The organism is Cellulomonas sp. P5_C5, from assembly GCF_054049655.1.
Window position 1 is genome coordinate 156,191 of the sequence record NZ_JBFULY010000008.1, and the last position, 23,437, is coordinate 179,627.

The window sequence follows — 23,437 nt, forward strand, 5'->3', positions numbered from 1 at the left end:
ACCTGCTTTCTCCTGCGTGTGCGCACCGGCGTGCCGGTGCGATGGGTGCTCGACCCTGGTGGGGCGGGGACGTCGTCGCCGGGGCCGGAGCCCCGATGAGCGTCAGCCTCCGAAGACCCAGAACGTGAGCTTGCCGATGCCCAGGTCGACCACGGTGACGAAGGCCATGACCACCGCGACGAACACGAGCACGACGCTCGTGTAGGTGATCAGCTCCGACCGCGTGGGCCGGACGACCTTCTTCAGCTCCGCGACGACCTGGCGGACGAAGAGCGCGATGCGTGCGAACAGTCCGCCACGCGAGTCACCCTTGCGGGCGGGCTTGGCCGTCGACGGGCGTGCCGCCGAACCCTCGGCGTCGGACGCCGCAGCCGGTGCTGTTTCGCTCACGTCTGGCCCCTACGTCTCGTGGTGGTCGGGTTCCGTGCGGAACCTGACGAACGGACGGGCCGACGCGTCGCGCCGGACCGACCGGCGGTCCTGCTCGCTTCTCCTGGGCCACCGGGCGAACCCGGAGGACCAGACGCGTGCGCAGGGCAGACAGGACTCGAACCTGCAACCTGCGGTTTTGGAGACCGCTGCGCTACCAATTGCGCCACTGCCCTACGGCGGCCTGGGCCTCCACGACAACCCGCGCGACACTCACGGACACCACCCTGAGGGGGTCCGTGCTGCTTCCGGAGTTCTCCGGGGCACGGCTCATCATGGCGGACGTCAACCGCCGGGGGTCCACTGTACGCGACGAGCGCGCGTGGGTCGAACCGTTCCCGGAAGCGCTCCGCGACGCGTGCGGGAGCCGTCGGTGGTTGCCGTTCCATCCACCGATATCGGCTGGCACGTGCCGACGTGACCTCTGCCACTATGGGCCCCGTGAGCGAGCAGACCCCTCCCCGTCCCCGTGTGTCCGCCCGACTGGCCGCGATCGCCGAGTCCGCGACGCTGGCGGTCGACGCCAAGGCCAAGGCGCTCAAGGCCGCCGGCCGCCCGGTGATCGGGTTCGGCGCCGGGGAGCCCGACTTCCCGACCCCCGCGTACATCGTCGAGTCCGCCGTCGCGGCGGCGAAGGACCCCGTCAACCACCGCTACACGCCCGCCGCGGGCCTGCCGGCGCTGCGCGAGGCGATCGCCGCGAAGACGCTGCGGGACTCCGGGTACGAGGTGAAGCCGTCGAGCGTGCTGGTCACCAACGGCGGCAAGCAGGCGGTGTACCAGTCGTTCGCGGCGGTGGTGGACCCGGGTGACGAGGTCCTGCTGCCTGCGCCGTACTGGACGACCTACCCCGAGGCGATCCGGCTGGCGGGCGGCGTGCCGGTCGAGGTGTTCGCCGGGGTGGACCAGGGCTACCTGGTCACCGTCGAGCAGCTCGAGGCCGCCCGCACCCCGCGGACCAAGGTGCTGCTGTTCTGCTCGCCGTCCAACCCGACCGGCGCGGTGTACTCCCCGGAGCAGACCGCCGCGATCGGGCGCTGGGCGCTCGAGCACGGCGTCTGGGTGATCACGGACGAGATCTACGAGCACCTCACCTACGACGACGCGGTGTTCACGCCCATCGTGCGCGCGGTGCCGGAGCTGGCGGACACGACGATCGTCGTCAACGGCGTCGCCAAGACCTACGCGATGACCGGGTGGCGGGTCGGCTGGATGATCGGCCCGGCCGACGTGATCACCGCCGCCACGAACCTGCAGTCGCACCTCACGTCGAACGTCGCGAACGTCTCGCAGCGCGCCGCGATCACCGCGCTCACCGGAGACCTCGCCGCGGTGGAGGAGATGCGGACGGCGTTCGACCGTCGCCGGCGCACGATCGTCGAGATGCTCTCGCAGATCGACGGCGTGCGGATCCCCGCGCCCGAGGGGGCGTTCTACGTCTACCCGTCCGTCGAGGGCGTGCTCGGACGCACGATCCGCGGCGTGACGCCCCGGACGTCGGCCGAGCTGGCGACGCTGATCCTCGAGCAGGCCGAGGTCGCCGTGGTGCCGGGTGAGGCCTTCGGGCCGAGCGGCTACCTGCGGCTGTCGTACGCGCTGAGCGACGACGACCTGGTCGAGGGCGTCACGCGCATCCAGTCGCTGCTGGCCGAGGCCGAGTAAGGCCGTGCCGGACGCCGTCGAGGTCACCGGGCTCCGGAAGGTCTACGGCGAGAAGCGGGCGGTCGACGGTCTCGACCTGCACGTGGCGCACGGTGAGGTCGTGGCGATCCTCGGTCCCAACGGCGCGGGGAAGACCACGACCGTGGAGATCCTCGAGGGCTACCGGTCGCGCGACGGCGGCGACGTGCGGGTGCTCGGGACGGACCCGCGGGACGGCGACCGTGCGTGGCGCTCGCGCCTCGGCATCGTCCTGCAGAGCAACAACGACCTGGCCGAGGCGACGGTGGCCGAGCTGGTCCGGCACTTCGCCGGGTTCTTCCCGGACCCGCGCGACCCCGACGAGGTGATCGTGTCGGTGGGCCTGCAGGAGAAGGTCCGGACGCGCGCACGGCAGCTCTCCGGTGGCCAACGGCGCCGGCTCGACGTGGCCCTCGGCATCGTCGGCCGCCCGGAGCTGCTGTTCCTCGACGAGCCCACCACGGGGTTCGACCCGCAGGCCCGGCGCTCGTTCTGGGACCTGGTCGAGTCCCTCGCTGCCGACGGCACGACGATCCTGCTCACCACGCACTACCTGGAGGAGGCCGAGCGTCTGGCCGACCGGGTGGTGGTCGTGCGGGACGGGCAGGTCGTGGCGGAGGGCCCACCGGCGGACCTCGGAGGGCGCACCGCGCGGCAGGCGGTGGTGCGCTGGACGCAGGACGGGCAGACGCGCGAGGTCCGCACCGACACCCCGACCCGGACGGTGGTCGAGCTCACCGCAGCGCTGGGCGACGAGGTGCCCGGCCTGCAGGTGCTGCGTCCCACCCTCGAGGACGTCTACCTCAGCCTGATCGACGGGGACGCCTCGTGACCGCCGTCGAGACCCGGACCACCCTGCCCGGGGTGCTGCGCCTCGGGGCCGCCCGGACCCGCTACGAGGTGCGGACGTTCTTCCGCGAGCGCGACGCGGTCGTGTTCATCTTCGCGTACCCGATCATCATGCTCGCGATCTTCGCGACGGTGTTCGGTCAGGACGGCGCCACGGTCGGTCCGCCGCCGGGGATCCCGTTCGCCCAGTACTTCCTGCCCGGGATGCTGGCGACGGGCATCATGCTGTCGAGCTTTCAGCACCTCGCGATCTCGATCGCCGTCGAGCGCGACGAGGGTGGGCTCAAGCGCCTGCGCGGCACCCCGCTGCCTCCGTCGTCGTTCTTCCTGGGCAAGATCGGCGAGGTGCTCGTGACCTCCCTGGTCCAGACCGCGCTGCTGCTGGCGGCGGCGGCGCTCCTCTTCGGTGTCACCCTGCCGACGAGCACGACGGCCTGGGCGACGTTCGCGTGGGTCTTCGTGCTCGGCACGGCCACGGGCACGCTCTGCGGGGTCGCCTTCTCGTCGGTCCCCCGCTCCGGGAAGTCCGCGAGCGCCGTGGTGACCCCCATCGTCCTGGTCCTGCAGTTCATCTCCGGCGTGTTCTTCGTGTTCAACGACCTGCCCACCTGGATGCAGCAGGTGGCGTCGGTGTTCCCGCTGAAGTGGATGGCGCAGGGCATGCGGTCGGTCTTCCTGCCGCCCAGCGCCGAGTCGTGGGAGGTCAGCGGGTCCTGGCAGCACGTCGCGACCGCCGTGGTCCTGCTCGTGTGGGCCGTCGCCGCCCTCGTCGTCGGCGTGCGGACGTTCCGCTGGCAGCGGCGGGACGACGGCTGAGGAACGGCCCTTGCTCCTGACGCGGCGTGAGGTCCTAGCGTCGGTCGCATGACAGGACACCGAGTGGGAGAGCTGGCGGCGGCGACCGGGCTGACGGTCCGGACGCTGCACTACTACGAGCAGGTCGGGCTGCTGACCCCGTCGGGTCGCAGCCCTGCGGGCCACCGCATCTACGACGCCGCCGACGAGGCGCGGCTGTACCGGGTCGGCCTGCTGCGCCGGCTGGGCATGGACCTCGCCGAGGTCCGGCGGGCGCTCGACGACCCCGCGTGGGACCTCACGTCCGCCCTGGAGGCACACCTCGCCGCGCTCGACGCGCGGCTCGACGCGACGGCGCGGCTGCGCTCGAAGGTGGCCGGGGCGCTCGCGACGGGCGGCGCGGACCTCCTGGCCGTGCTCGAGGAGCTGACGACGCTCGAGCCTCCCGCGCAGCGGCGCATCACGCTGCTCGTCTACGCGGACATCGGCGCGGCGCACGCGTGGCTGGTCGAGCGGTTCGGCCTGCTGCCGGGCGAGCTGGTGCGCGACGGCGACGGCCGGGCGGTGCACGGGGAGGTGCACGCGGGCGACGGGGTGATCTGGCTGCACCCGGAGCAGGCGGAGTACCGGCTGGCCTCGCCCCGCACGGTCGGTGCGACCACCGGCTCGGTGGCCGTGCTCGTGGACGACGTCGACGCGCACCACCGGAGGTCCGTCGAGGCAGGTGTCGACGTCCGGCAGGAGCCGGTGGACCAGGACTACGGGTACCGGGTGTACAGCGCGTACGACCTCGAGGGGCACCTGTGGTCGTTCCTGCGGTCGCTGGACTGAGACACCTGCGCGCCGCGGTGCGCGGCGGACATACTTGCGTCCATGTCACGCAGCGCCAGCGCCGGTCGCCGCGCCGACGTTCCCGGCGCGACCACGGGTGCCATCCCCGCCTACCAGCGCACGGTCGCGCACCTGACGGTCCGCGCCCGGCTGCTGACGGCCGTGGTGGTGCTCTCCGCGCTGACCGTGATGATCGCCGGCGGGACGGCGTTCGCGCTGCAGGCGGCCGAGACCGACGAGCGCATGGACAACTCCCTGTCCCGCGCCGTCGCCGCGCTGCGCAACGTCGAGGCGAAGGGCGACGAGACCGCCAAGCAACCCTTCACCACCGTGAGCGAGGTCCTCTACAAGGGCGTGCGCAGCCGCATCCCGGGCAAGAACGAAGGGGTCTTCTCGCTTTTCCAGGGCAAGCCGGCGTGGCTGCCTGCCCCGGAGACCCGGTCGATCCGCCTCGACGAGGATGCCGAGCTCGTCGCCGTGCTGGCCGAGATGGACGAAGACACCCCGTCCGTGCCCCAGACGGTGTCCACGTCCGTGACGCAGTACCGGTTGATCGCCGTCCCGGTGCTCATGACCGGAGACCCCGGCGTCGGCCTGTTCGTCGTGGCGTTCGACCGGTCCGCCGAGATGTCGGGGCTGCGCAGCACGTTCCTGACCTACTCCGCGGTCGGGCTCGGCGCCCTCGCGGTCATCTCGGTGGTGGCGTGGTTCGTCGTCGGCCGGCTGCTGCGTCCGATCCGGCTCCTGCGCGACACCACGCGTCGCATCACGGAGTCCGACCTCTCGGAACGCATCACGGTGACCGGCAAGGACGACCTGTCCAACCTGGCGCGCACGGTGAACGCGATGCTCGACCGGCTGCAGCGCGCGTTCGGGTCGCAGCGCGAGCTGCTCGACGACGTCGGCCACGAGCTGCGGACCCCCCTGACGATCGTGCGTGGCCATCTCGAGCTCCTGGACCCGGACGATCCCGACGACGTGCGCGCCACGCAGGCGCTCGCCCTGGACGAGCTGGACCGGATGCAGAGGCTGGTCGACGACCTGATGACGCTCGCGACCGCGGACCGCCCGGACTTCGTGCGCCTCGCGCCCACCGACGTCGGGCGGCTGACGGACGACGTGCACGACAAGGCGCGGGGCCTCGGGGATCGCCGGTGGGTGGTCGCGTCGCGGGCGGACGTCGACGTGCAGCTGGACGCCCAGCGGATCACCCAGGCGTGGCTGCAGCTCCTCGCGAACGCGCACCGGTACTCGGCCCCGGGCTCCACGGTGCGGCTCGGCAGCGAGGTCGCGGGCGGTCGGCTGCTGCTGTGGGTCCGCGACGAGGGACCCGGCGTGCCGCCGGACGAGGCCGACCGCATCTTCGAGCGCTTCCACCGCGGGCAGGCCGACCGCATCTCGCACGGTGCCGGTCTGGGGCTGCCCATCGTCGCCGCGATCGCACACGCCCACCACGGACGCGTGTTCGTGGAGCATCCACCGGCTAACGTCGGCTCCGGCGTGGTCTTCGTCCTGGACCTGCCGGCCGTCGACCTCGTGGACGGCGAACCCCAACCTGTCACCGAGCTGGTGGAGCACCTATGACGCACATCCTCATCGCGGAGGACGAGGAACGCATCGCCGCGTTCGTCGCCAAGGGCCTGCGCGCCTCCGGCTTCGAGACGAGCGCGGTGACCTCCGGCGAAGAGGCCTTGACGCGGGTGCAGTCCGGCGACGTCGACCTGCTCATCCTCGACCTGGGGCTCGTCGACATCGACGGCTTCGAGGTCCTGCGCCGGCTGCGCGCGGCCGGGGAGACCGTCCCGGTGATCGTGCTGACCGCGCGGTCGTCCGTCACGGACACCGTCACCGGTCTGGAGTCGGGGGCCGACGACTACATGGCCAAGCCGTTCCGGTTCGAGGAGCTGCTGGCCCGGGTGCGCCTGCGGCTGCGCGCCCAGGGTGCGTCGGCGAGCGAGGCGTCGGTGCTCAAGCACGGCGCGCTCCAGCTGGACCTGCGGACCCGGCGGATGAAGGTCGGCAACCAGGAGGTCGACCTGTCGGCCCGGGAGTTCGCCCTGGCGGAGACGTTCCTGCGTCACCCGGGCGACGTCCTGACGCGCGAGCGCCTGCTGTCCGAGGTCTGGGGCTTCGACTTCGACCCGGGCTCGAACGTCGTCGACGTCTACGTGCGGTACCTGCGCCGGAAGGTCGGGGCCGAGCACTTCGACACCGTGCGCGGCGTCGGCTACCGGCTGATCGACGCCACGACCACCACCACGGCTGGCGTGTGACCCGAGACCTGAGCCTGCTCCCGAAGGCACACCTGCACCTGCACTTCACGGGGTCGATGCGGGTCTCGACGCTGGCGGACCTGGCGGCGACGCACGGCATCCGGCTCCCGTCGGCGCTCCTCGACGACGACCCGTTGCACGTGCCTGCCGACGAGCGCGGCTGGTTCCGGTTCCAGCGGCTGTACGACGCGGCGCGGGCGTGCGTGCGCAGCGAGGCGGACATGCGCCGGATCGTCGCGGAGGCGGCGCAGGACGACGCCGCGGAGGGGTCGGGCCGGCTCGAGATCCAGGTGGACCCGACGTCGTACGCGCCGTTCGTCGGCGGGATCACGCCCGCGCTGGAGATCGTGCTGGACGCGGCCCGGCAGGCGGCGGTCGACACCGGGGTGGACGTCGGCGTGATCGTCGCGGCGTCGCGGATGCGGCACCCGCTGGAGGCACGCACCCTCGCCCGGCTGGCCGCGCACCACGCCGGCGACGGCCCCGGGCAGGTCGTCGGCTTCGGGCTGTCCAACGACGAGCGGCGGGGCGAGACGTCGGAGTTCGCGCCGGCGTTCGCGATCGCCCGGGCCGCGGGGCTCGCGTCCGTGCCGCACGGTGGCGAGCTGCTGGGCCCCGCCCACGTCGAGGACGTGGTCGGTCACCTGCTCCCCGACCGGCTCGGGCACGGCGTGCGGTCCGCGGAGGATCCCCGGGTGCTCGAGCGGGTGGTCGACGAGGGTGTGGCGCTCGAGGTGTGCCCCGCGTCGAACGTGTCCCTCGGGGTGTACGCGTCGGCGGACGACGTGCCGCTGCGCGCCCTGGTGGCGGCCGGCGCGACCGTGGCGCTCGGCGCCGACGACCCGCTCCTGTTCCACTCCCGGCTGGTGGACCAGTACGTCCTCGCGCGCGAGGTGCACGGGTTCACCGACGACGAGCTCGCGGACCTGGCCCGGGCGTCCGTCCGGGCCAGCCGGGCGGCGGACGACGTGCGGGCGCGCCTGCTCTCGGGGATCGACGCCTGGCTCGCTGCTTGACATCGGCGGTCGCGAACGATTGTATCAATGCACTAGTTGATTGATACATGGGGGTTCCGATGGCCAGCTGGCTCTGGCTCGTGCTCGTCGCCGTCCTCGTCGCCGGCCTCGGCTGGTCGCTCCGGCCCGTCCGCACGCTCGGACCCGCGACGCCGTCGCAGGCCTGGATCACCGCCGAGCGGCACGCCCGTCGCGTCACCGTGGCGGCGTGGACCGCGCTCGTCCCGCTGCCGGTGCTCCTCGCCGTGGGCATCAGCGGCACGCTGAGCGGACCGTCGCGCGGAGTGCTCGTCGCTGCGCTCCCGGCCGTCGCGGGGATCGCCTACCTCGCCGTGCACGCCGGCGGCGAGCTGACGTGGCCCCGACCGGCCGGCGCCGTGCGGCGTGCGGCCCTGGTCCGGCGGCGCATCCGCGACGTGGCGCCACCCGCCCTCTCCTGGCTGACMGTCACCTGGTTCGTCGCCCTCGGCATGCTGCTGGGCGTGTGCGCGCTCGCGGCGGGCACCGACGGCCGGAGCCTGTCCTACGGCTTCGCCGACCAGATGGTCTCGACCTCCAGCCCGTTCCCCGGCCTCTACTACGGCCGGACGATCGCTGCCGCGACGGCGGTGCTCGGCATCGGGTGCGTCGGCGTCCTGCTCCTCGTCGCCCGGCGGGCAGCCGTGTCCGACACCTCCCCCGCCGACGACGTGGCGCTGCGCCGGACGTCCGCGGCACGCGTCCTGGCCGGGGTCCAGCTGGTCACCGCGTGGACGCTCGCCGGCTGCCTCTTCTTCGCCGCCAACGCCGTGGGCACCGTCCAGCCGATCTGGGCGGACGTCGTCGGTCGGGGCAGCTCGGAGTCGGTCGGGACGATCGGCCGCATCGTCTCGGTCGCCCTGGTGATCGCCTCGCTCGTGGTCGCCCTCCGGGCGTCGCGCGCTCGTCAGCCAGGGACGACGGCGCGGCTCGCGGAGCCCTCCTCGCGGCCCGCGCAGGTGGCGGCATGACCGCGCAGCTCGAGGTGGACCTCACCTCCGGCGTGCCCGCGTTCGAGCAGATCCGCGCGCAGGTCGTCGCGCACGTCGCGGCCGGGAGGCTGGTCGCCGGCGACCGGCTGCCGACGATCCGCGCCCTCGCCACGGACCTCGGGCTGGCCGCCGGAACGGTCGCGCGGGCGTTCCGTGAGCTCGAGGCCGAGGGCGTCGTCGAGACCCGTCGGCGCGCGGGGACCGTCATCGCCGAGGGCGCGTCCGTGCCGACGGACCTCGCGCGCCGCGCCGCCGAGACCTACGTGGCCGCCGTGCGTGCCGCCGGGCTGACCGACGACGAGGCGCTCGTGCTCGTGCACGGCGCGCTGCTCGGGCGTCAGAGCGTGACGCCCACCAGCACGGGCTCGGGCTCGAGCTCCACGCCGAACGTCGACCGGACACCGTCGCGCACCTGACGCGCGAGCGCCAGCAGGTCCTCGGCCTTGGCTCCCCCGCGGTTGGTGAGCGCGAGCGTGTGCTTGGTCGACAGGGTCGCCGGTCCGGGGGCGCCGAAGCCGCGCGAGAACCCGGACCGCTCGATGAGCCAGGCGGCGCTGGTCTTCACGCGTCCGTCGTCCGCCGGGAAGCGCGGCGCGTCGTCCGGCAGCCCGGCCGCCGCGGCGGCGTCGAGGAACGGGTTGGTGAAGAACGAGCCCGCACTCCACGTGTCGGGGTCGGCCGCGTCGAGCACCATGCCCTTGCGGGCACGCAGCGCCAGCACGGTGTCCCGGACCTCCGCCAGCGGGGCGCGGCCGCCCACCTCGACCCCGAGCGTGCGAGCCAGCTCGGCGTAGGCGATCGGGCGGGACAGCGTGCCGGGGCGCAGCTGGAACGTCACGTCGAGCACCACGTAGCGGGGCGTCGGCGACCACGGGGCAAGCGGATCGGCCGGGTCGGCCTCGCGCATCGAGCGCTTCAGCAGCGACGTCCGGTAGCCGAACGCGAGCGTGACGAGCGGGAGCGTGCGGACCTTGCCGCGACCGCGGTCCCAGACCCGGACGGTCGCGATGCTCTGGGAGACCTCCTGGCCGTACGCGCCGACGTTCTGCACGGGCGTCGCGCCGGTGGACCCGGGGATGCCGGACAGCGCCTCGATCCCGGTCAGCTCCTGCTCGACGGCGTACCGGACGACCTCGTCCCAGGGCGTCCCCGCGGGAACGGTCAGCGTGGCGCCGGCGCACGCCGACGCGTCGGGCACCTCGATGCCGCTGCGCACGTCGCGCACGACGACGCCGTCGAACCCTGCGTCGGCGACCAGGAGGTTCGACCCGCCCCCGAGGACCAGCAGCGGCTCGCCGTCGGTGTCCGCCGCACGGACCGCGTCGAGCAGCTCGGCCTCGGTCGTGGTCTCGACATACCGTTGCGGCGCACCGCCGACGCGCAGCGTCGTCAGGTCCGCGAGGGTGGACGAGGGGGCGGTCCGGGCCGGCCAGGTGATCGTCGGAGGGACGGTCGACGGCGAGCAGTCGGCCGCGTTCAGCTCTGTCTGCACGCGCTCAGGCTAACCCTGGGCCACCTTCTTGAGCGGCGCGGCGGCGTTGACCACGAGCAGCCCGAGCACGATGGGGATGATGATCACGAGCAGGGCGTGCCGGTAGCCGACGTGCTGGGCGAGCAGACCGAGCAGCGGCGGACCGGCGAGGAACGCGCTGTAGCCGATGGTCGACACCACGCTCACACGCGCGGCGGCCCGCAGCGGGTCGTCGGCGGCGGCGCTCATGCCGACCGGGAACCCGAGCGCGGCACCGGCGCCCCACGCCACGATCCCGACGACGGCGAGCCACAGCGGGCCGGCGAGACCGAAGATCAGCAGGCCGACGAGCGACAGCCCGGCACACAGGCGCAGGACCGCGACCCGGCCGTACCGGTCGAGCAGCGTGGTGCCGAACCAGCGCATCGCGGTCATCGCGGTGACGAAGACCGCGAACGCGACCGCTCCGACGGCGTCCTGCACGTCGAACCCGTCGACGACGGCGAGGCTGACCCAGTCGTTCGCGGAGCCCTCCGTCAGGGCGGCGGCGAGGACGACCAGCCCGATGAGCAGCGTGCGCGGCTCGAGCCAAGCCGCGAGCGCTCCGCGGGCGCCCTTCTCCTGGCGCTCGGACCCGTGGTGGACCTCGGGCTCGTCGACGATCGGGAGGAACGCGCGGACCGCGAACGCGACCCCGATGACCGACAGCACCACCGCGACGGGGACGTGCACGACGACCGGCACGTGCAGCCCGGCGGCGACGGCGGCGATCCCGGCGGCGGCCACCGTGCCGAAGGAGAACCCGGCGTGATACCGCGGCATCACGGTGCGGCCGAGGTGCTGCTCCACGACGGCGCCCTCGACGTTCATCGACGCGTCCCAGACACCGGTGCCCACCCCGAACATGACCAGGCCGAACCCGACGACGAGGACCTCGCCCATCGCGACGCCGACGGACGCCACGATCAGGCCGGTGGCGTTCAGGCACGCGAAGGCCAGCACGGTGCGGCGCGCACCGAGCCGCTCGACGACCATCCCGGACAGCGGCAGCGCGACGAGCGACCCGACCGAGCCGACCAGCAGGAGCAGACCCATCTGCGCGGGCGAGAAGTCCAGGCCGTCGCGGATGGCGGGCAGCCGGGCGGCCCAGGTGGCGAAGTTGAAGCCGTTGAGGAAGAACACGGCGAAGACGGCGACGGACGCCCGCCGGACCGCCTGCGAGACGGGCGCGGGCGCGCTCGGGGTGGTCAGCTCGTCGTCGTGTCCCGCTGGCGTCGTCATCGGCCCTCCGGTGCTCATGATGTCGTCCGTCTCGTGGTCAGGGCACGCGCACAGGGCGGCGGCGGCGCAGGGATCGGGTGCGAGCGGTCACGTGGTCGGCGTGCCGGGCCACGATCGCGCCGTACGGGTCGGGGTCGGCGTCGGCGACGTGCGCGAGCGGCTCGTCGTCGTCATGACGCTCGGGCGCGTCCTCGATCGACGGCCGGGCCGGGGCGACGTTGCCGGCGAGCAGGACGCTGGCCACCATCGCCACGGCGATGAGTGCGAGGGCGTGCCGGGCGCCCGTCGAGGCGGCGGCGATGCCGAGCAGCGGCGGCGCGGCGATCGAGGCCACGGACGCGAACGACGACACGACGGCCACGCGGCCGGCGGCGCGCATGGGGTCGTCGGACGCGGCCGCGATGCCGACGGGCACGGCGAGCGCGGCGCCGAAGCCCCACAGCACCGTGCCGACCCCGGCGAGCGCGAAGGTAGGCGCGAACCCGAACAGCAGCAGGCCGACGATGGAKACCGTGCCCGAGACGCGGAGCACGTCCACCCGGCCGAACTGGTCGATCAGGCGGGTGCCGAGCAGCCGGACGAGCGTCATCGCGCCGACGAACACCMCGAGCATGGCGCCGCCGACGGCCTCGGACTGGTCGAAGCCGTCCACGACCGCGAGCGACAGCCAGTCGTTGGCGGACCCCTCGGACAGGGCGGCCGCCATGACGACCACGCCGATGAGCAGCGTGCGCCGCTCGCGCCAGGAGTCCAGGGCGGTGGCGATGCGGCGCCGGCGGCCGACGGTGACCGTCCCGACGAACGCCCTGCTCGGCGTCCGGGGCCGGTCACCCGGCGCGTCCGGGAGGACCAGGCCGCGCAGGGACGCCAGCCGCCAGACCACCGCGAGCAGTGCGACGGCGGTGAACTGCACCGTGACCGAGATGCCGAGGTGCGACGCGGTGGCACCGAGCGCCGAGCCTGCGACGGCCCCGATCGAGAACGCCGCGTGGAACTGCGGGATCACGGTGCGGCCCATCGCGCGCTCGATGCGGGCGGACTCCACGTTGATCGGCACGTTGCCGAGCGCGACCGCGACACCGTTGAGGAAGATGCCGACCCCGAGCAGCGCGACCGAGCCGACGGTCGGGCCGACGCCCATGAGCACGAGCGCGACCGCGAGCACCCCGGTCGACGCGATGATCCCGACCCGGCTGCCGAAGCGCTGCACGACGACGCCCGAGACGGTGACCGTGAGCAGGGCCCCCACGGAGCCGACGAGCAGCATCAGGCCGAGCTCGGACGTCGACAGGTCGAGCAGGTCGCGGACCGTGGGGATGCGGGCCAGCCAGCTGGAGAACGTGATGCCGGCGAGGGCGAAGAGGCCCATGAGGAGCCAGCGGGCTCGACTCACGGCGGGGGCGGGGTGGCGCACGGGCTTGCTCCATGGTTCTGGCTACGTATCGAATCGATTCGATCTTGCGCCATCGGTCAGGTCGAATCGATTTGAGGGACGACGTCATTCTGCGGGTACGCTGGCCGCTGCGTCAAACCTTTGCGCGCTGCCCGCGCGTCGCGTCCCCCGGGTCCCGCGACGCCGAACCGGAGGTCCGACCCTGTCTCCGCACCGCCCGACCCTGGCCGACGTCGCCGCCGCCGCGCACGTCTCCGTGTCGACCGCCTCGCTCGCGTTCTCCGGAGCGGGACCGATCGCCGCGGCGACCCGTCAACGGGTCCTGGATGCCGCCGCCGCGCTCGACTACTCCGGCCCCAACCCCCTCGGCCGCCAGCTGCGCCGGGGCCGGTCCGGGATCGTGGGCGTCGTCGTCGGCGACTCGCTGCGCCGGTCGTTCCGTGACCCCGTGTCGATCCAGGTGCTCGACGGCCTGGTCAGCACCCTGGGCCCGCTCGACCTCGGCGTCCTGCTCATCCCCGGGTCCAGCGACCCGAGCGGCCCGGCGGTGGACCCGCTCCTGGAGACCGCCGCCATGGACGTCGCGGTCATCATGTGGGGCGGCACCACCGACGACCCGATGCTCGGCGCCCTGCGGCGTCGCGGCACCCCGACGGTCCTCGTCGAGGGCCAGCACGCGCCGGACGTGGCGACCGTCGGCATCGACGACCGCGGCGGCATGCGGCAGGCCACCGAGCACCTGCTCGCGCTCGGCCACACGCGGATCGCGTCGGTGACGCTGCCGTTCGACCGCTGCCGGCGCGAGGGCCTCGTCCTGCCCGACCAGATGGACGACCTCGACTGGGAGATCACGCGGCGCCGGCTGGCCGGGGTGACCGACGCGGGCGTGACCCCGGTGGCGATCTGGGCGACGCCGGCGTCGCTGGTCGAGCACGGCCGGACCGCCGGGATCGCGCTGCTGTCCGGACCGGATCGCCCGACCGCCGTCGCCTGCCAGTCCGACCTGCTCGCCTCCGGCGTGGTCCTCGCGGCGCGCGACCTCGGGCTGCGGGTCCCCGAGGACGTCTCCGTCAGCGGTTTCGACGGCCTGGACCTGCCCTGGCTGGCCCCCGACGTGCTCACCACCGTCGTGCAGCCGCTCGCCGAGAAGGGCGCCGCCATCGGGCACGCGGTCGAGGACTTCCTGTCGGGTGCGGGGCCGTCGACACGCGAGCTGCCCGTGACCCTGCGGATCGGGACGACGACGGGGCCGGCGCCCGACCTCAGCTGAGGCGGACCAGCGCCTGGGCCTTGCCGAGCACGCGGACGCCGTCCACAGCGACCGTGAGGTCGATGCGTGCCGTCCCTGCCTCGGGGTCGAGCGCGCCGACAACCGCCGTCACCTCGATGGTGGCCGCACCGGGGTCCGGCACGGGCACGGGGCGCGTGAAGCGCACCTGGTAGTCGAGCACCGCACCCGGGTCCCCGACCCAGTCGGCGACGACGCTCGACGCGGCACCCATGGTCCACATGCCGTGCGCGATGACGCCCGGCAGGCCGACCGAGGTGGCGACGCGGTCGTTCCAGTGGATCGGGTTGAAGTCGCCGCTCGCACCGGCGTACCGGACGAGGCGGGCGCGGTCGACGGTGATCTCGCGGCGGGCGACCTCGTCGCCGACGGCCAGGCTCATGAGTCCTCCGGGCGCACCGCGAGCGTGGAGATCACCGTGGCGACCGGCTCGCCGTCCTCGGACGCGATCTCGGCGCGTGTGGTGATCATGGCCAGCCCGGCGCGCACGGTGATCGAGTCGACGTGCAGCACCGTGACCAGGCGGTCGCCCGCGTGGATGGGCCGGTGGTGCGTGAACCGCTCGTCCGCGTGCACGACGCGGCTGAAGTCGATCCCGGCAGCGGGGTCCTCGAACAGCTGGGCCTCGGCCCGCTGGGCCACGACGACGGCGAACGTCGGCGGCGCGATGACGTCGGGGTACCCGAGCGTGCGCGCCACCGACGGATCCGTGTGGGCCCCGTGGGAGGCGCCGACCGCGTCGGCGAACTCCTGGAGCTTCTGGCGGCCTACCTCGTAGGCAGCGGTCGGCGGGTACTGACGACCCGCGTAACCGACGTCGACCGGCATCGGTCCGAGGTCAGCGGGTCTCGCGGTGCACGGTGTGACGGTTGTCGCGGGGGCAGAACTTCTTCATCTCGAGACGGTCGGGGTCGTTCCGACGGTTCTTCTTGGTGATGTAGTTCCGCTCCTTGCACTCCGTGCACGCGAGCGTGATCTTCGGACGGACGTCCGAGCTCTTGCTGGCCATGGTCTTGCCACCTCTCGCACCCGGTACGGGATGCATGCGATCTCGTCATTGCGCGCCGGCCGACGCGCTGTTGTGTCACTGGAAGTAGCGGGAGCGGGACTCGAACCCGCGACACCACGATTATGAGCCGTGTGCTCTAACCACCTGAGCTACCCCGCCATGTCGATGTGCACGTGGTCCGTGCCGCGGAATCACGGCACTTCCTTCGAACACACCACAGAGCCCCGAAAGGGAATCGAACCCTTGACCTTCTCCTTACCATGGAGACGCTCTGCCGACTGAGCTATCGGGGCAGCGCGAGCAAGGTTACACGGGCTGTGGGGTGCTCGCGAAATCGGCTCCCGGAGCGCGTCGGGACGCAGGTTGCCTAAACGATTCATCTCATGGTCCGCGCCCGCCCCCGCGTGCCACGATCCGGCCCATGCGCCAGCCCCGACGCAGCATCGTTGCTGCCCTCACGCTCTCCGCCGCCCTCCTCGGCACCGCCGCCTGCACGGGTGGCGACGACGCCACCGACGCCGACGCGGACCCTGCCGCCGCCGTGACCACCCCGGCGTGGCCCACGGCGGTCGACCCGGCCGGCACGACCGAGCCGCTGTTCGTCGTCTGGACCGACGTCGTCGAGACCGGCGAGGGCGACACCGCCGCGCTCCAGCCGTCGATCGACTCGCTGGCCGCGCTGGGCTACCAGACGCTCCCGTGGGACCCCGCCTGCCAGGGCGGGGCCGAGGAGCTGCTCGCCGGCCTCACCGGCTTCGCGAACCCGCTCGGTGTCGGGGTCGTCTTCGCGTCGGCGCAGGACGCCGGCACGTTCGACACCCTGTACGACGGCAAGACGGTCTCGCTGACCGAGGGCACGTACACCTGCGGCTCCTGAGCCGGCACCTGAGCTCCAGGGCCGGTCCCGGCGCATGATGGTCGCCATGGGCACCCGGGCACTCATCGTCGTCGACGTCCAGAACGACTTCTGCGAGGGCGGCGCGCTCGCCGTCAGCGGCGGGAACGCCGTCGCCCGCGCCGTGACCGGCCACCTGGAGCAGCACGCCGGCCGCTACGCCCTGGTCGTCGCCACCCGGGACTGGCACGCGCCGCTCCCGGACACCAACGACGGCCACTTCGCGGTCGGCGCCGAGCCCGACTACGTCACCACCTGGCCGGTGCACTGCGTCGCCGGGACCCCCGGCGCCGAGTACCACCCGGACCTGGCGCTGCCCGCGGCCACCGTGCACGTCCGCAAGGGCCAGAGCCGCCAGGACTACTCCGGGTTCGAGGGGGAGGTCGTCGGCGCCGACGGTGCCACCCTCGCCGACGTCCTGGGCGCCGCGGGCGTCTCGGACGTCGACGTCGTCGGCCTGGCCACGGACCACTGCGTCGCCGCGACCGCGTCGGACGCCGTCGCCGCGGGCTTCGCGGCCACGGTCCTGCTCGACCTGACCGCCGCCGTGGCCCTGCCCACCACCCTGCGCGCCGTGGCCCGGCTGTCGGACCAGGGCGCGACGCTGACGACGAGCGACGGCTCCGACTGAACGCCCTGCGCTCAGCCCCGGAGCGCCAGTGCGAACGGCAGCACCGCGGACGCCCCCGCCAGCCGCACCTCGCGAGCGGCGACGGTCATGGTCCAGCGGCTGTCGACGAGGTCGTCGACGAGCAGCACCGGTCCGCCCGGGAGGGTCAGGCCGGACGCGTCGAGACGCCCCCACACGCCCGCGAGGCGGAACGCGCTGTTCCCGCCGGGCCCGCCCGTAGGACCGCCGTCCCGGGGCGCGAGGGCGCCCACGTAGGGCAGCCGGCCGATCTCGGCGAGCCCCCGGGCGAAGGAGTCGACGAGCAGCGGCCGGTGCCGCGACGGCAGCGCCACCACCGCCGTCGGACGCTCGTCCCACCCCCACTCCGCCAGCACGCGCACGCACCCCGCGAGCATCGCCGGGGTGATCGGCGCGTCCGGCGCGCCCGCCGCGAAGACGTCGCGCAGTGCGGCCCCCCAGCCCAGGTCGGTCAGCCGAGCAAGGGCGCGCCCCTCGGCCGCCCGCTCCCCCTCGCCGATCTTGCCGCGCACGGGCAGGCCGAGACGGTCCGCGCCGACCGGCCACTGCGCCCGCGGGTCGACGGGGACGCCGACGCGGTCGAGCGACCGTTCTGCCGACGCCGCCGCACCCTCGGCGATCCCCTGCGGGTACCACGCACCCGCGCACGAGTCGCAGCGGCCGCACGGGGTCGCCGTCTCGTCGTCGAGGCTGCGCTGCAGGAACTCCATGCGGCAGCCGTCGGTGCGCTCGTACTCGAGCATGTGCTCCTGCTCCGCCTGGCGGGCCGCGGCGATACGCGCGTAGCGCTCCGCGTCGTACGTCCACGGCTGCCCGGTGGCCACCCAGCCGCCCTGGACCCGGCGGACGGCACCGTCGACGTCGAGCACCTTGAGCAGCAGCTCCAGGGGCGTGCGGCGGACGTCGACGCGGGCCTCGAGCGCCGGGGTGGACAGGGGGCGCTCCGACAGCTCCGCGATCACGCGCTGCGCCCGGTCCTCGTCGGGCATCGAGGCCGTCGCGAAGTACTGCCAGATGTCCCGGTCCTCCGGGCCGGGCAGCAGCAGCACGTCGGCGCTCGCCGTCGCGCGGCCCGCGCGACCCACCTGCTGGTAGTACGAGACCGGCGACGAGGGCGCCCCGAGGTGCAGCACGAAGCCGAGGTCCGGCTTGTCGAACCCCATCCCGAGCGCGCTCGTCGCGACCAGCGCCTTGACGCGGTTGGCCTTGAGCGCGCCCTCGGACTCCTCGCGCTCGGCCGGGTCGGTCTGGCCCGTGTAGGCGCGCACGTCGTGCCCGGCCTCGCGCAGCAGCCGGGCGGTGTCCTGCGCGGCGGCCACCGTGAGCGTGTAGATGATGCCGGAGCCGGGCAGGTCGCCCAGGTGGCTGAGCAGCCAGCCCAGCCGGGCGCGCGCGGTGGGCAGCCGCAGCACCCCGAGACGCAGCGACGCGCGCGCGAGGGGTCCGCGGATGGTCAGGACGTCCTCGACGCCGCCGCTGCCCAGCTGCTCGGCGACGTCAGCCACCACGCGGCTGTTCGCGGTCGCCGTCGTCGCCAGCACCGGCACGCCCGGGGGCATCGTCGCGATGAGGTCGCGCAGGCGTCGGTAGTCCGGGCGGAAGTCGTGGCCCCAGTCGCTGATGCAGTGCGCCTCGTCGACCACCAGCAGGCCGAGGCGCCGGACGAGGGTGGGCAGCTGGTTCTCCCGGAACGCGGGGTTGTTCAGGCGCTCCGGAGAGACGAGGAGCACGTCGACCTCGTCGGCGGCCAGGCGCTGCAGCAGCTCGTCCCACTCGTGGGCGTTGGTCGAGTTGATCGCCACGGCGCGCACGCCCGCCCGCTCGGCGGCGGCGACCTGGTCCCGCATGAGGGCGAGCAGCGGGGAGACCAGGACGGTCGGTCCGGCGCCGCGCTCGCGCAGCAGCATCGTCGCGACGAAGTAGACCGCCGACTTCCCCCACCCGGTGCGCTGCACCACGAGCGCGCGGCGGTGGTCGTCGACGAGCGTCTCGATGGCCTCGAACTGCCCGTCGTGGAACTCGGCGTCGGGGTTGCCGACGAGGCGACGCAGGACGACCAAGGCTGACTGACGGGTGTCTGGCACGCGCCCACCCTGCCAGCCCACACCCACAGCCCTGGCCGACGCGCTGCAGCGCCGCTCCCGTCGGGCCGCGCGCCGGACCCCGGCATCCGGCCCGACGACGCCTGCGAGACCCGGACATGACACGACCCCGGACCGCAGAGGTCCGGGGTCGTGGTCGCAACGTGGCGGGTGAGGGATTCGAACCCCCGTAGGCGTTGCCAGCTGATTTACAGTCAGCCCCCTTTGGCCACTCGGGTAACCCGCCGGGGATGCCTGCCGAACGAGAGGACGCCCCAGGGGCGAACGCGCGTGCAGCGTGCGGGTGGAAGGATAGCAACACCCGGGCGGTGCTAGCGAAACAGGACGCACCGGCCCCCGCGACCAGCCCTGATGACAGGGCAGCAGGAGGAGTGCCATGGCGAGCGAAGCCTCGTTCGACGTCGTCAGCAAGGTCGACCGCCAGGAGGTGGACAACGCGCTCAACCAGGCCAGCAAGGAGATCGCCCAGCGGTACGACTTCAAGGGCGTGGGCGCGTCGATCGCGTGGAGCGGCGAGAAGATCCTGATGATCGCCAACTCCTCCGAGCGGGTGCTCGCCGTCCTCGACGTGTTCCAGACCAAGCTGATCCGCCGCGGCATCTCGCTGAAGTCGCTGGACACCGGCGAGGAGGACACCCCCGAGCCCAAGCCGTCCGGCAAGGAGTACCGCCTCGAGGCCCTCATCAAGGAGGGCCTCAGCAGCGAGACCGCCAAGAAGGTGGCCAAGATCATCCGCGACGAGGGTCCGAAGGGCATCAAGACGCAGATCCAGGGCGACGAGCTGCGCGTCACCGGCAAGAGCCGTGACGACCTGCAGGCGGTCATCGCGCTGCTCAAGGGCGCCGACGTCGACGCCGACCTGCAGTTCACGAACTACCGCTGAGCCTTCTCGTACCGAACGATCCATGTGTCTGGACACGTGGATCGTTCGGTACGAGACCGGGTCGTGCCACCAGCCGCGGGGAGCTCCCGACGTCAGTAGCGGGAGATGCCGTCCTGCGGGCCTGCCTGGGCCTGCAGGCGGGCGATGCGGTCGGCCATGGGCGGGTGCGTCGAGAAGAGGCGGGCGAGCCCTGCGCCGCGGAACGGGTTCGCGATCATCAGGTGCGACACGTCGACCAGCTCCCGGTCCTGCGGCAGCGGACGCGCCTTGGTGCCCTGCTCGAGCTTGCGCAGCGCGGAGGCCAGCGCGAGCGGGTCGCCCGTCAGGCGGGCGCCGTCCTCGTCGGCGTCGAACTCACGGGTGCGGGTGATCGCGAGCTGGATCATCATCGCGGCCAGCGGTGCCAGGAGCGCCAGGAGCAGGCCGGCGATGGGGTTGCCGCCGCGGTCACGGTCGCTGCCACCGCCGAAGAAGAGCGCGAACTGCGCGAGCGACGTGATGACGCCGGCGACAGCCGCGGCCACCGAGGACGTGAGGATGTCGCGGTTGTAGACGTGCATGAGCTCGTGGCCGAGCACGCCGCGCAGCTCGCGCTCGTCGAGGATCTGCAGGATGCCCTCGGTGCAGCAGACCGCGGCGTTCTTCGGGTTGCGGCCGGTGGCGAACGCGTTGGGCGCGGCCGTCGGGGAGATGTAGAGACGCGGCATCGGCTGGCGTGCGGCGGTGGAGAGCTCYCGCACGATCCGGTACATCGCCGGCTGCTCGATCTCGCTCACCGGGCGGGCCTTCATGGCGCGGATCGCGATCTTGTCCGAGTTCCAGTAGCTGAACGCCGTCATGCCGAGGCCGAGGACCGTGAAGAGCAGCAGGTACTTGGGGGTGCCGCGGCCGAGCAGCCAGCCGATGCCGAGCAGGACGGCCCACATCACGCCGAACAGCGCTGCCGTCTTCAGTCCGTTGTGGTGCCGGTGACCCATGGTTGCTCTCTCTCGTGACTGCGGTGCACCGGTGGAACGCTCGCGGTCGAGCGCGGGTTCCCTCGTATCCCCTCGTATCCTGGCCCCCACGCCACCCCACGACCCCGGAGCACGCCGTGCGCACAGCCCGCTGGACCACCCTCGCCGCCATCGCCGTCCTGGCCCTCGCGGCCTGTGCACCGACCGACGACGCGGGTTCGTCGCAGGAGTCGACGGACGGTTCGCTGTCCACGCTCAAGGACGGCATCCTGACGATCGCCACGTCCGACCCCGCCTACGAGCCGTGGGTCGTCGACAGCGACCCGAGCAGTGGTGAGGGCTTCGAGTCCGCCGTCGCGTACGCCGTGGCCGACCAGCTGGGCTTCGACAAGGACCACGTCGAGTGKACCGTCGCCAGCTTCGACCAGATCATCGCGCCGGGCGCCAAGGACTTCGACTTCGCGATCAACCAGGTGTCGATCAGCGACGAGCGCAAGGCCAACCTCGACTTCTCCTCTCCGTACTACACGACCGCTCAGGCCGTCGTGACGCTCGAGGGGTCGGCCGGTGCGGACGCGACGAGCATCGCGGACCTGAAGGCCCTGAAGATCGGCGCGATGGTGGGCACGACGAGCCTGACCGCGGCCCAGGAGACCATTGACCCGACCACGCCGGTGTCGCCGTTCAACGACAACGACCAGGTCAAGCAGGCCCTGACATCCGGGCTGGTCGACGCGATCGTCGTGGACCTGCCGACCGCGCTGTACATCACCGCGGCGGAGCTCGACGGCGGGCTCCTGCTCGGCCAGCTTCCCGACAGCGCCGGCGGTGACCAGTTCGGGCTTGTGCTCGACAAGGGCAGCGCGCTGACCGCCGCCGTCACTGCCGCGGTCGACGCCCTGGACGAGGACGGCACGCTGGGCGACCTCGAGGCGAAGTGGCTCACCGACGCCGCGGGTGCACCGGTCCTCCAGTGAGCTGGGTGCCCTCCGAGCGCCAGCAGGAGCGGGACGCCTACCGCCGCAGCCGCGCCCAGCGGTCCACCGCGGTGGCCGTCGTGTCGACGGTCGCGCTGGTCGCCGTCGCCGTCCTCGCGCTCACGTCCTCCCCCGGGTGGCCGCGGGTCAAGGCGTCGTTCTTCGACTGGGAGGTCGCGCAGGAGTCGTTCCCCGCGATCCTGCAGGGGCTCTGGCTGAACATCCGGGTCATGGCCGTCAGCGCGGTCCTCATCGTGATCGTCGCGATGGGCCTCGCCCTCGCCCGGACCCTGCGCGGACCGGTCTTCTTCCCCGTCCGGGCGCTGGCCACCGGGTACGTCGACGTGTTCCGCGGCCTGCCCCTGATCCTCGTCCTGCTGCTCGTCGGGTTCGGACTGCCGGGGCTGCGGCTGCAGGGCATCCCCACCTCCGCCGTCGCGCTCGGCACGCTCGCGCTCGTGCTCACCTACTCGGCGTACGTCGCGGAGGTGTTCCGCGCCGGCATCGAGTCGGTGCACCCGTCGCAGGTCGCCGCCGCGCGCTCGCTCGGGCTGACCCGGGCGCAGGCGATGCGGCACGTCGTGCTCCCCCAGGCCGTCCGACGGGTGGTCCCGCCGCTGCTGAACGACCTCGTCGCCCTGTCCAAGGACTCCGGGCTGATCTCGATCCTCGGCGCCATCGACGCCGTGCGCGCCGCGCAGATCGAGACCGCGCGCTACGCCAACTTCACGCCGTACGTCGTCGCCGGGGTGCTGTTCGTGGCGCTGACCATCCCCCTGACCCGGTTCACGGACGTGCTGGCGCGACGGTCGGGCTGGGTCGGCGCGCAGAGCTCGCTGGCCGGCGGCGGGGCGCTGCGATGAGCCCGGGAAGACTGCGGGACCCGAGCCTCCCGCTCGCGCCGACCCCCCTGCTGTCGGTGCGGGGCGTGCGCAAGGCGTTCGGCGACCACGTGGTGCTCGACGACCTGTCCCTCGACGTCCATCCCCACAAGGTCGTCGTCCTCATCGGCGCCTCCGGCTCCGGGAAGTCGACGCTGCTGCGGTGCATCGACCTGCTCGAGGACGTCGACGACGGGGTGATCGAGCTCGAGGGTCAGGACATCACCGACCCGCGGCTGGACGCCAACGCGGTGCGCGCCCGGATCGGCATGGTGTTCCAGGCGTACAACCTGTTCCCGCACCTGCGCGTGATCGACAACGTGACCCTGGCCCCGCGGCTGGTGCACAAGACGTCGCCCGAGCAGGCCCGGACCGAGGCGATGGCCGTCCTCGACCGCGTCGGCCTGGCCGCCAAGGCGCAGGCGTTCCCCGACGAGCTGTCCGGCGGTCAGCAGCAGCGTGTCGCGATCGCGCGCGCCCTCGTCGCCAAGCCCGCCGTCATGCTGCTCGACGAGGTGACGAGCGCCCTGGACCCGGAGCTCGTCGGCGAGGTCCTCTCGCTGCTCACCGAGCTCAAGGGGACCGGGCTGACCATGGTCGTGGCCACCCACGAGATGGGCTTCGCACGCGAGGTCGCCGACGAGGTCTGCTTCCTGCACGAGGGCCGCGTGCACGAGCGCGGGACGCCCGCGCAGGTGCTGGAGAACCCGCGCGAGGAACGCACCCGCGAGTTCCTCCGCCGCATCACCGGCCCGTAGACAGGAACGTC

The 23,437-nt window shown here is 73.1% G+C and carries 25 protein-coding genes and 4 tRNA genes; 16 read left to right on the forward strand and 13 right to left on the reverse strand.

The window, feature by feature from the left end:
• Positions 1-102 precede the first annotated feature (102 nt).
• Positions 103-390 carry a preprotein translocase subunit SecE gene (gene secE / locus ACXJKF_RS09720; RefSeq protein WP_456787508.1) on the reverse strand — a complete coding sequence of 96 codons (288 nt, stop codon included), beginning with the start codon at positions 388-390 and terminating at the stop codon, positions 103-105.
• A 142-nt stretch (positions 391-532) separates the two neighbouring features.
• Positions 533-605, reverse strand: a tRNA-Trp gene (locus ACXJKF_RS09725).
• A gap of 256 nt (positions 606-861) precedes the next feature.
• On the opposite strand from ACXJKF_RS09725, the gene ACXJKF_RS09730 reads away from it, so the two are divergent.
• The 9 genes from ACXJKF_RS09730 to ACXJKF_RS09770 are packed head-to-tail and all read left to right on the forward strand — an operon-like array spanning position 862 to position 9,299.
• Complete coding sequence (locus ACXJKF_RS09730; RefSeq protein WP_456787601.1) at positions 862-2,091, forward strand: pyridoxal phosphate-dependent aminotransferase; 1,230 nt, start codon at positions 862-864, stop codon at positions 2,089-2,091.
• Positions 2,092-2,095: 4 nt separating this feature from the next.
• Positions 2,096-2,941 (forward strand): ABC transporter ATP-binding protein, encoded by an 846-nt coding sequence (locus ACXJKF_RS09735; RefSeq protein ID WP_456787509.1) that lies wholly within the window; start codon positions 2,096-2,098, stop codon positions 2,939-2,941.
• Positions 2,938-3,774 carry an ABC transporter permease gene (locus ACXJKF_RS09740; RefSeq protein ID WP_456787510.1) on the forward strand — a complete coding sequence of 279 codons (837 nt, stop codon included), beginning with the start codon at positions 2,938-2,940 and terminating at the stop codon, positions 3,772-3,774. Before ACXJKF_RS09735 ends, ACXJKF_RS09740 begins: the two co-directional genes overlap by 4 nt.
• Positions 3,775-3,822: 48 nt before the next feature.
• Entirely contained in the window at positions 3,823-4,584 is a 762-nt protein-coding gene (locus ACXJKF_RS09745; RefSeq protein ID WP_456787511.1) for a MerR family transcriptional regulator, read from the forward strand.
• A 42-nt stretch (positions 4,585-4,626) separates the two neighbouring features.
• Complete coding sequence (locus tag ACXJKF_RS09750) at positions 4,627-6,168, forward strand: ATP-binding protein (protein WP_456787512.1); 1,542 nt, start codon at positions 4,627-4,629, stop codon at positions 6,166-6,168.
• The gene (locus ACXJKF_RS09755) at positions 6,165-6,857 is read left to right on the forward strand and encodes a response regulator transcription factor (RefSeq protein ID WP_456787513.1); all 693 of its coding nucleotides are present in this window, start codon (positions 6,165-6,167) and stop codon (positions 6,855-6,857) included. Before ACXJKF_RS09750 ends, ACXJKF_RS09755 begins: the two co-directional genes overlap by 4 nt.
• Entirely contained in the window at positions 6,854-7,873 is a 1,020-nt protein-coding gene (locus tag ACXJKF_RS09760) for an adenosine deaminase (protein WP_456787514.1), read from the forward strand. The genes ACXJKF_RS09755 and ACXJKF_RS09760 overlap by 4 nt, the downstream gene beginning before the upstream one ends.
• A 59-nt stretch (positions 7,874-7,932) precedes the next feature.
• A complete protein-coding gene (locus ACXJKF_RS09765) occupies positions 7,933-8,862 on the forward strand; it encodes a hypothetical protein (RefSeq protein ID WP_456787515.1) in 930 nt (309 codons plus the stop codon).
• Positions 8,859-9,299 (forward strand): GntR family transcriptional regulator, encoded by a 441-nt coding sequence (locus tag ACXJKF_RS09770; RefSeq protein WP_146844298.1) that lies wholly within the window; start codon positions 8,859-8,861, stop codon positions 9,297-9,299. The genes ACXJKF_RS09765 and ACXJKF_RS09770 overlap by 4 nt, the downstream gene beginning before the upstream one ends.
• On the opposite strand, the gene ACXJKF_RS09775 is transcribed toward ACXJKF_RS09770, so the two are convergent.
• From ACXJKF_RS09775 to ACXJKF_RS09785, 3 genes are all read right to left on the reverse strand, one after another.
• Entirely contained in the window at positions 9,221-10,321 is a 1,101-nt protein-coding gene (locus tag ACXJKF_RS09775; RefSeq protein ID WP_456787602.1) for a UDP-N-acetylmuramate dehydrogenase, read from the reverse strand. The two genes, ACXJKF_RS09770 and ACXJKF_RS09775, sit on opposite strands and share 79 nt — an antisense overlap.
• A gap of 63 nt (positions 10,322-10,384) precedes the next feature.
• Positions 10,385-11,653 carry an MFS transporter gene (locus tag ACXJKF_RS09780; protein WP_456787516.1) on the reverse strand — a complete coding sequence of 423 codons (1,269 nt, stop codon included), beginning with the start codon at positions 11,651-11,653 and terminating at the stop codon, positions 10,385-10,387.
• 19 nt (positions 11,654-11,672) lie between these two features.
• Complete coding sequence (locus tag ACXJKF_RS09785) at positions 11,673-13,049, reverse strand: MFS transporter (protein WP_456787517.1); 1,377 nt, start codon at positions 13,047-13,049, stop codon at positions 11,673-11,675.
• 181 nt (positions 13,050-13,230) lie between these two features.
• Between ACXJKF_RS09785 and ACXJKF_RS09790 the strand changes: the two genes are divergently transcribed.
• Entirely contained in the window at positions 13,231-14,298 is a 1,068-nt protein-coding gene (locus ACXJKF_RS09790; RefSeq protein ID WP_456787603.1) for a LacI family DNA-binding transcriptional regulator, read from the forward strand.
• Here ACXJKF_RS09790 and ACXJKF_RS09795 read toward each other — a convergent pair.
• The 5 genes from ACXJKF_RS09795 to ACXJKF_RS09815 form a co-directional block, all read right to left on the reverse strand.
• On the reverse strand, positions 14,291-14,698 hold the full coding sequence (locus ACXJKF_RS09795) for a MaoC family dehydratase (protein ID WP_456787518.1): 408 nt from the start codon (positions 14,696-14,698) through the stop codon (positions 14,291-14,293). The genes ACXJKF_RS09790 and ACXJKF_RS09795 overlap by 8 nt on opposite strands.
• Entirely contained in the window at positions 14,695-15,144 is a 450-nt protein-coding gene (locus tag ACXJKF_RS09800; RefSeq protein ID WP_456787519.1) for an FAS1-like dehydratase domain-containing protein, read from the reverse strand. Before ACXJKF_RS09800 ends, ACXJKF_RS09795 begins: the two co-directional genes overlap by 4 nt.
• Before the next feature lie 10 nt (positions 15,145-15,154).
• On the reverse strand, positions 15,155-15,325 hold the full coding sequence (rpmG, locus tag ACXJKF_RS09805; RefSeq protein ID WP_028045094.1) for a 50S ribosomal protein L33: 171 nt from the start codon (positions 15,323-15,325) through the stop codon (positions 15,155-15,157).
• An 85-nt stretch (positions 15,326-15,410) separates the two neighbouring features.
• Positions 15,411-15,484 (reverse strand) — tRNA-Met (locus tag ACXJKF_RS09810).
• Positions 15,485-15,545: 61 nt separating this feature from the next.
• Positions 15,546-15,618 (reverse strand) — tRNA-Thr (locus ACXJKF_RS09815).
• A 128-nt stretch (positions 15,619-15,746) separates the two neighbouring features.
• On the opposite strand from ACXJKF_RS09815, the gene ACXJKF_RS09820 reads away from it, so the two are divergent.
• Together ACXJKF_RS09820 and ACXJKF_RS09825 are read left to right on the forward strand one after the other, a co-directional pair.
• Positions 15,747-16,202 carry a hypothetical protein gene (locus ACXJKF_RS09820; protein ID WP_456787520.1) on the forward strand — a complete coding sequence of 152 codons (456 nt, stop codon included), beginning with the start codon at positions 15,747-15,749 and terminating at the stop codon, positions 16,200-16,202.
• Between the two features lie 46 nt (positions 16,203-16,248).
• On the forward strand, positions 16,249-16,851 hold the full coding sequence (locus ACXJKF_RS09825; RefSeq protein WP_456787521.1) for an isochorismatase family protein: 603 nt from the start codon (positions 16,249-16,251) through the stop codon (positions 16,849-16,851).
• Positions 16,852-16,862: 11 nt separating this feature from the next.
• Here the strand turns inward: ACXJKF_RS09825 and ACXJKF_RS09830 are convergent, their stop codons facing one another.
• Both ACXJKF_RS09830 and ACXJKF_RS09835 read right to left on the reverse strand, forming a co-directional pair.
• Positions 16,863-18,953: a RecQ family ATP-dependent DNA helicase gene (locus tag ACXJKF_RS09830; RefSeq protein ID WP_456787522.1), complete on the reverse strand. Its 2,091-nt coding sequence runs from the start codon at positions 18,951-18,953 to the stop codon at positions 16,863-16,865.
• 162 nt (positions 18,954-19,115) lie between these two features.
• Positions 19,116-19,197: transfer RNA gene (locus ACXJKF_RS09835), tRNA-Tyr, on the reverse strand.
• Between the two features lie 150 nt (positions 19,198-19,347).
• On the opposite strand from ACXJKF_RS09835, the gene ACXJKF_RS09840 reads away from it, so the two are divergent.
• Positions 19,348-19,854 (forward strand): YajQ family cyclic di-GMP-binding protein, encoded by a 507-nt coding sequence (locus tag ACXJKF_RS09840; protein ID WP_456787523.1) that lies wholly within the window; start codon positions 19,348-19,350, stop codon positions 19,852-19,854.
• A gap of 92 nt (positions 19,855-19,946) precedes the next feature.
• Here ACXJKF_RS09840 and htpX read toward each other — a convergent pair whose 3' ends face one another.
• A complete protein-coding gene (gene htpX / locus ACXJKF_RS09845; RefSeq protein ID WP_456787524.1) occupies positions 19,947-20,831 on the reverse strand; it encodes a zinc metalloprotease HtpX in 885 nt (294 codons plus the stop codon).
• Between the two features lie 116 nt (positions 20,832-20,947).
• On the opposite strand from htpX, the gene ACXJKF_RS09850 reads away from it, so the two are divergent.
• The 3 genes from ACXJKF_RS09850 to ACXJKF_RS09860 are packed head-to-tail and all read left to right on the forward strand — an operon-like array spanning position 20,948 to position 23,426.
• Entirely contained in the window at positions 20,948-21,787 is an 840-nt protein-coding gene (locus ACXJKF_RS09850) for an ABC transporter substrate-binding protein (RefSeq protein ID WP_456787525.1), read from the forward strand.
• Entirely contained in the window at positions 21,784-22,650 is an 867-nt protein-coding gene (locus ACXJKF_RS09855) for an amino acid ABC transporter permease (protein WP_456787526.1), read from the forward strand. The genes ACXJKF_RS09850 and ACXJKF_RS09855 overlap by 4 nt, the downstream gene beginning before the upstream one ends.
• A complete protein-coding gene (locus ACXJKF_RS09860; protein WP_456787527.1) occupies positions 22,647-23,426 on the forward strand; it encodes an amino acid ABC transporter ATP-binding protein in 780 nt (259 codons plus the stop codon). The genes ACXJKF_RS09855 and ACXJKF_RS09860 overlap by 4 nt, the downstream gene beginning before the upstream one ends.
• The last annotated feature ends 11 nt before the right edge of the window (positions 23,427-23,437 follow it).

Bases quoted from the DNA above. Each gene is read 5' to 3' on its own strand.
- ACXJKF_RS09730 (WP_456787601.1), top strand. From the start codon at position 862: ATGGGCCCCGTGAGCGAGCAGACCCCTCCCCGTCCCCGTGTGTCCGCC.
- ACXJKF_RS09745 (WP_456787511.1), top strand. From the start codon at position 3,823: ATGACAGGACACCGAGTGGGAGAGCTGGCGGCGGCGACCGGGCTGACG.
- ACXJKF_RS09750 (WP_456787512.1), top strand. From the start codon at position 4,627: ATGTCACGCAGCGCCAGCGCCGGTCGCCGCGCCGACGTTCCCGGCGCG.
- ACXJKF_RS09755 (WP_456787513.1), top strand. From the start codon at position 6,165: ATGACGCACATCCTCATCGCGGAGGACGAGGAACGCATCGCCGCGTTC.
- ACXJKF_RS09770 (WP_146844298.1), top strand. From the start codon at position 8,859: ATGACCGCGCAGCTCGAGGTGGACCTCACCTCCGGCGTGCCCGCGTTC.
- ACXJKF_RS09780 (WP_456787516.1), bottom strand. From the start codon at position 11,653: ATGAGCACCGGAGGGCCGATGACGACGCCAGCGGGACACGACGACGAG.
- ACXJKF_RS09795 (WP_456787518.1), bottom strand. From the start codon at position 14,698: ATGAGCCTGGCCGTCGGCGACGAGGTCGCCCGCCGCGAGATCACCGTC.
- ACXJKF_RS09800 (WP_456787519.1), bottom strand. From the start codon at position 15,144: ATGCCGGTCGACGTCGGTTACGCGGGTCGTCAGTACCCGCCGACCGCT.
- rpmG (WP_028045094.1), bottom strand. From the start codon at position 15,325: ATGGCCAGCAAGAGCTCGGACGTCCGTCCGAAGATCACGCTCGCGTGC.
- ACXJKF_RS09820 (WP_456787520.1), top strand. From the start codon at position 15,747: ATGCGCCAGCCCCGACGCAGCATCGTTGCTGCCCTCACGCTCTCCGCC.
- ACXJKF_RS09825 (WP_456787521.1), top strand. From the start codon at position 16,249: ATGGGCACCCGGGCACTCATCGTCGTCGACGTCCAGAACGACTTCTGC.
- ACXJKF_RS09840 (WP_456787523.1), top strand. From the start codon at position 19,348: ATGGCGAGCGAAGCCTCGTTCGACGTCGTCAGCAAGGTCGACCGCCAG.
- ACXJKF_RS09860 (WP_456787527.1), top strand. From the start codon at position 22,647: ATGAGCCCGGGAAGACTGCGGGACCCGAGCCTCCCGCTCGCGCCGACC.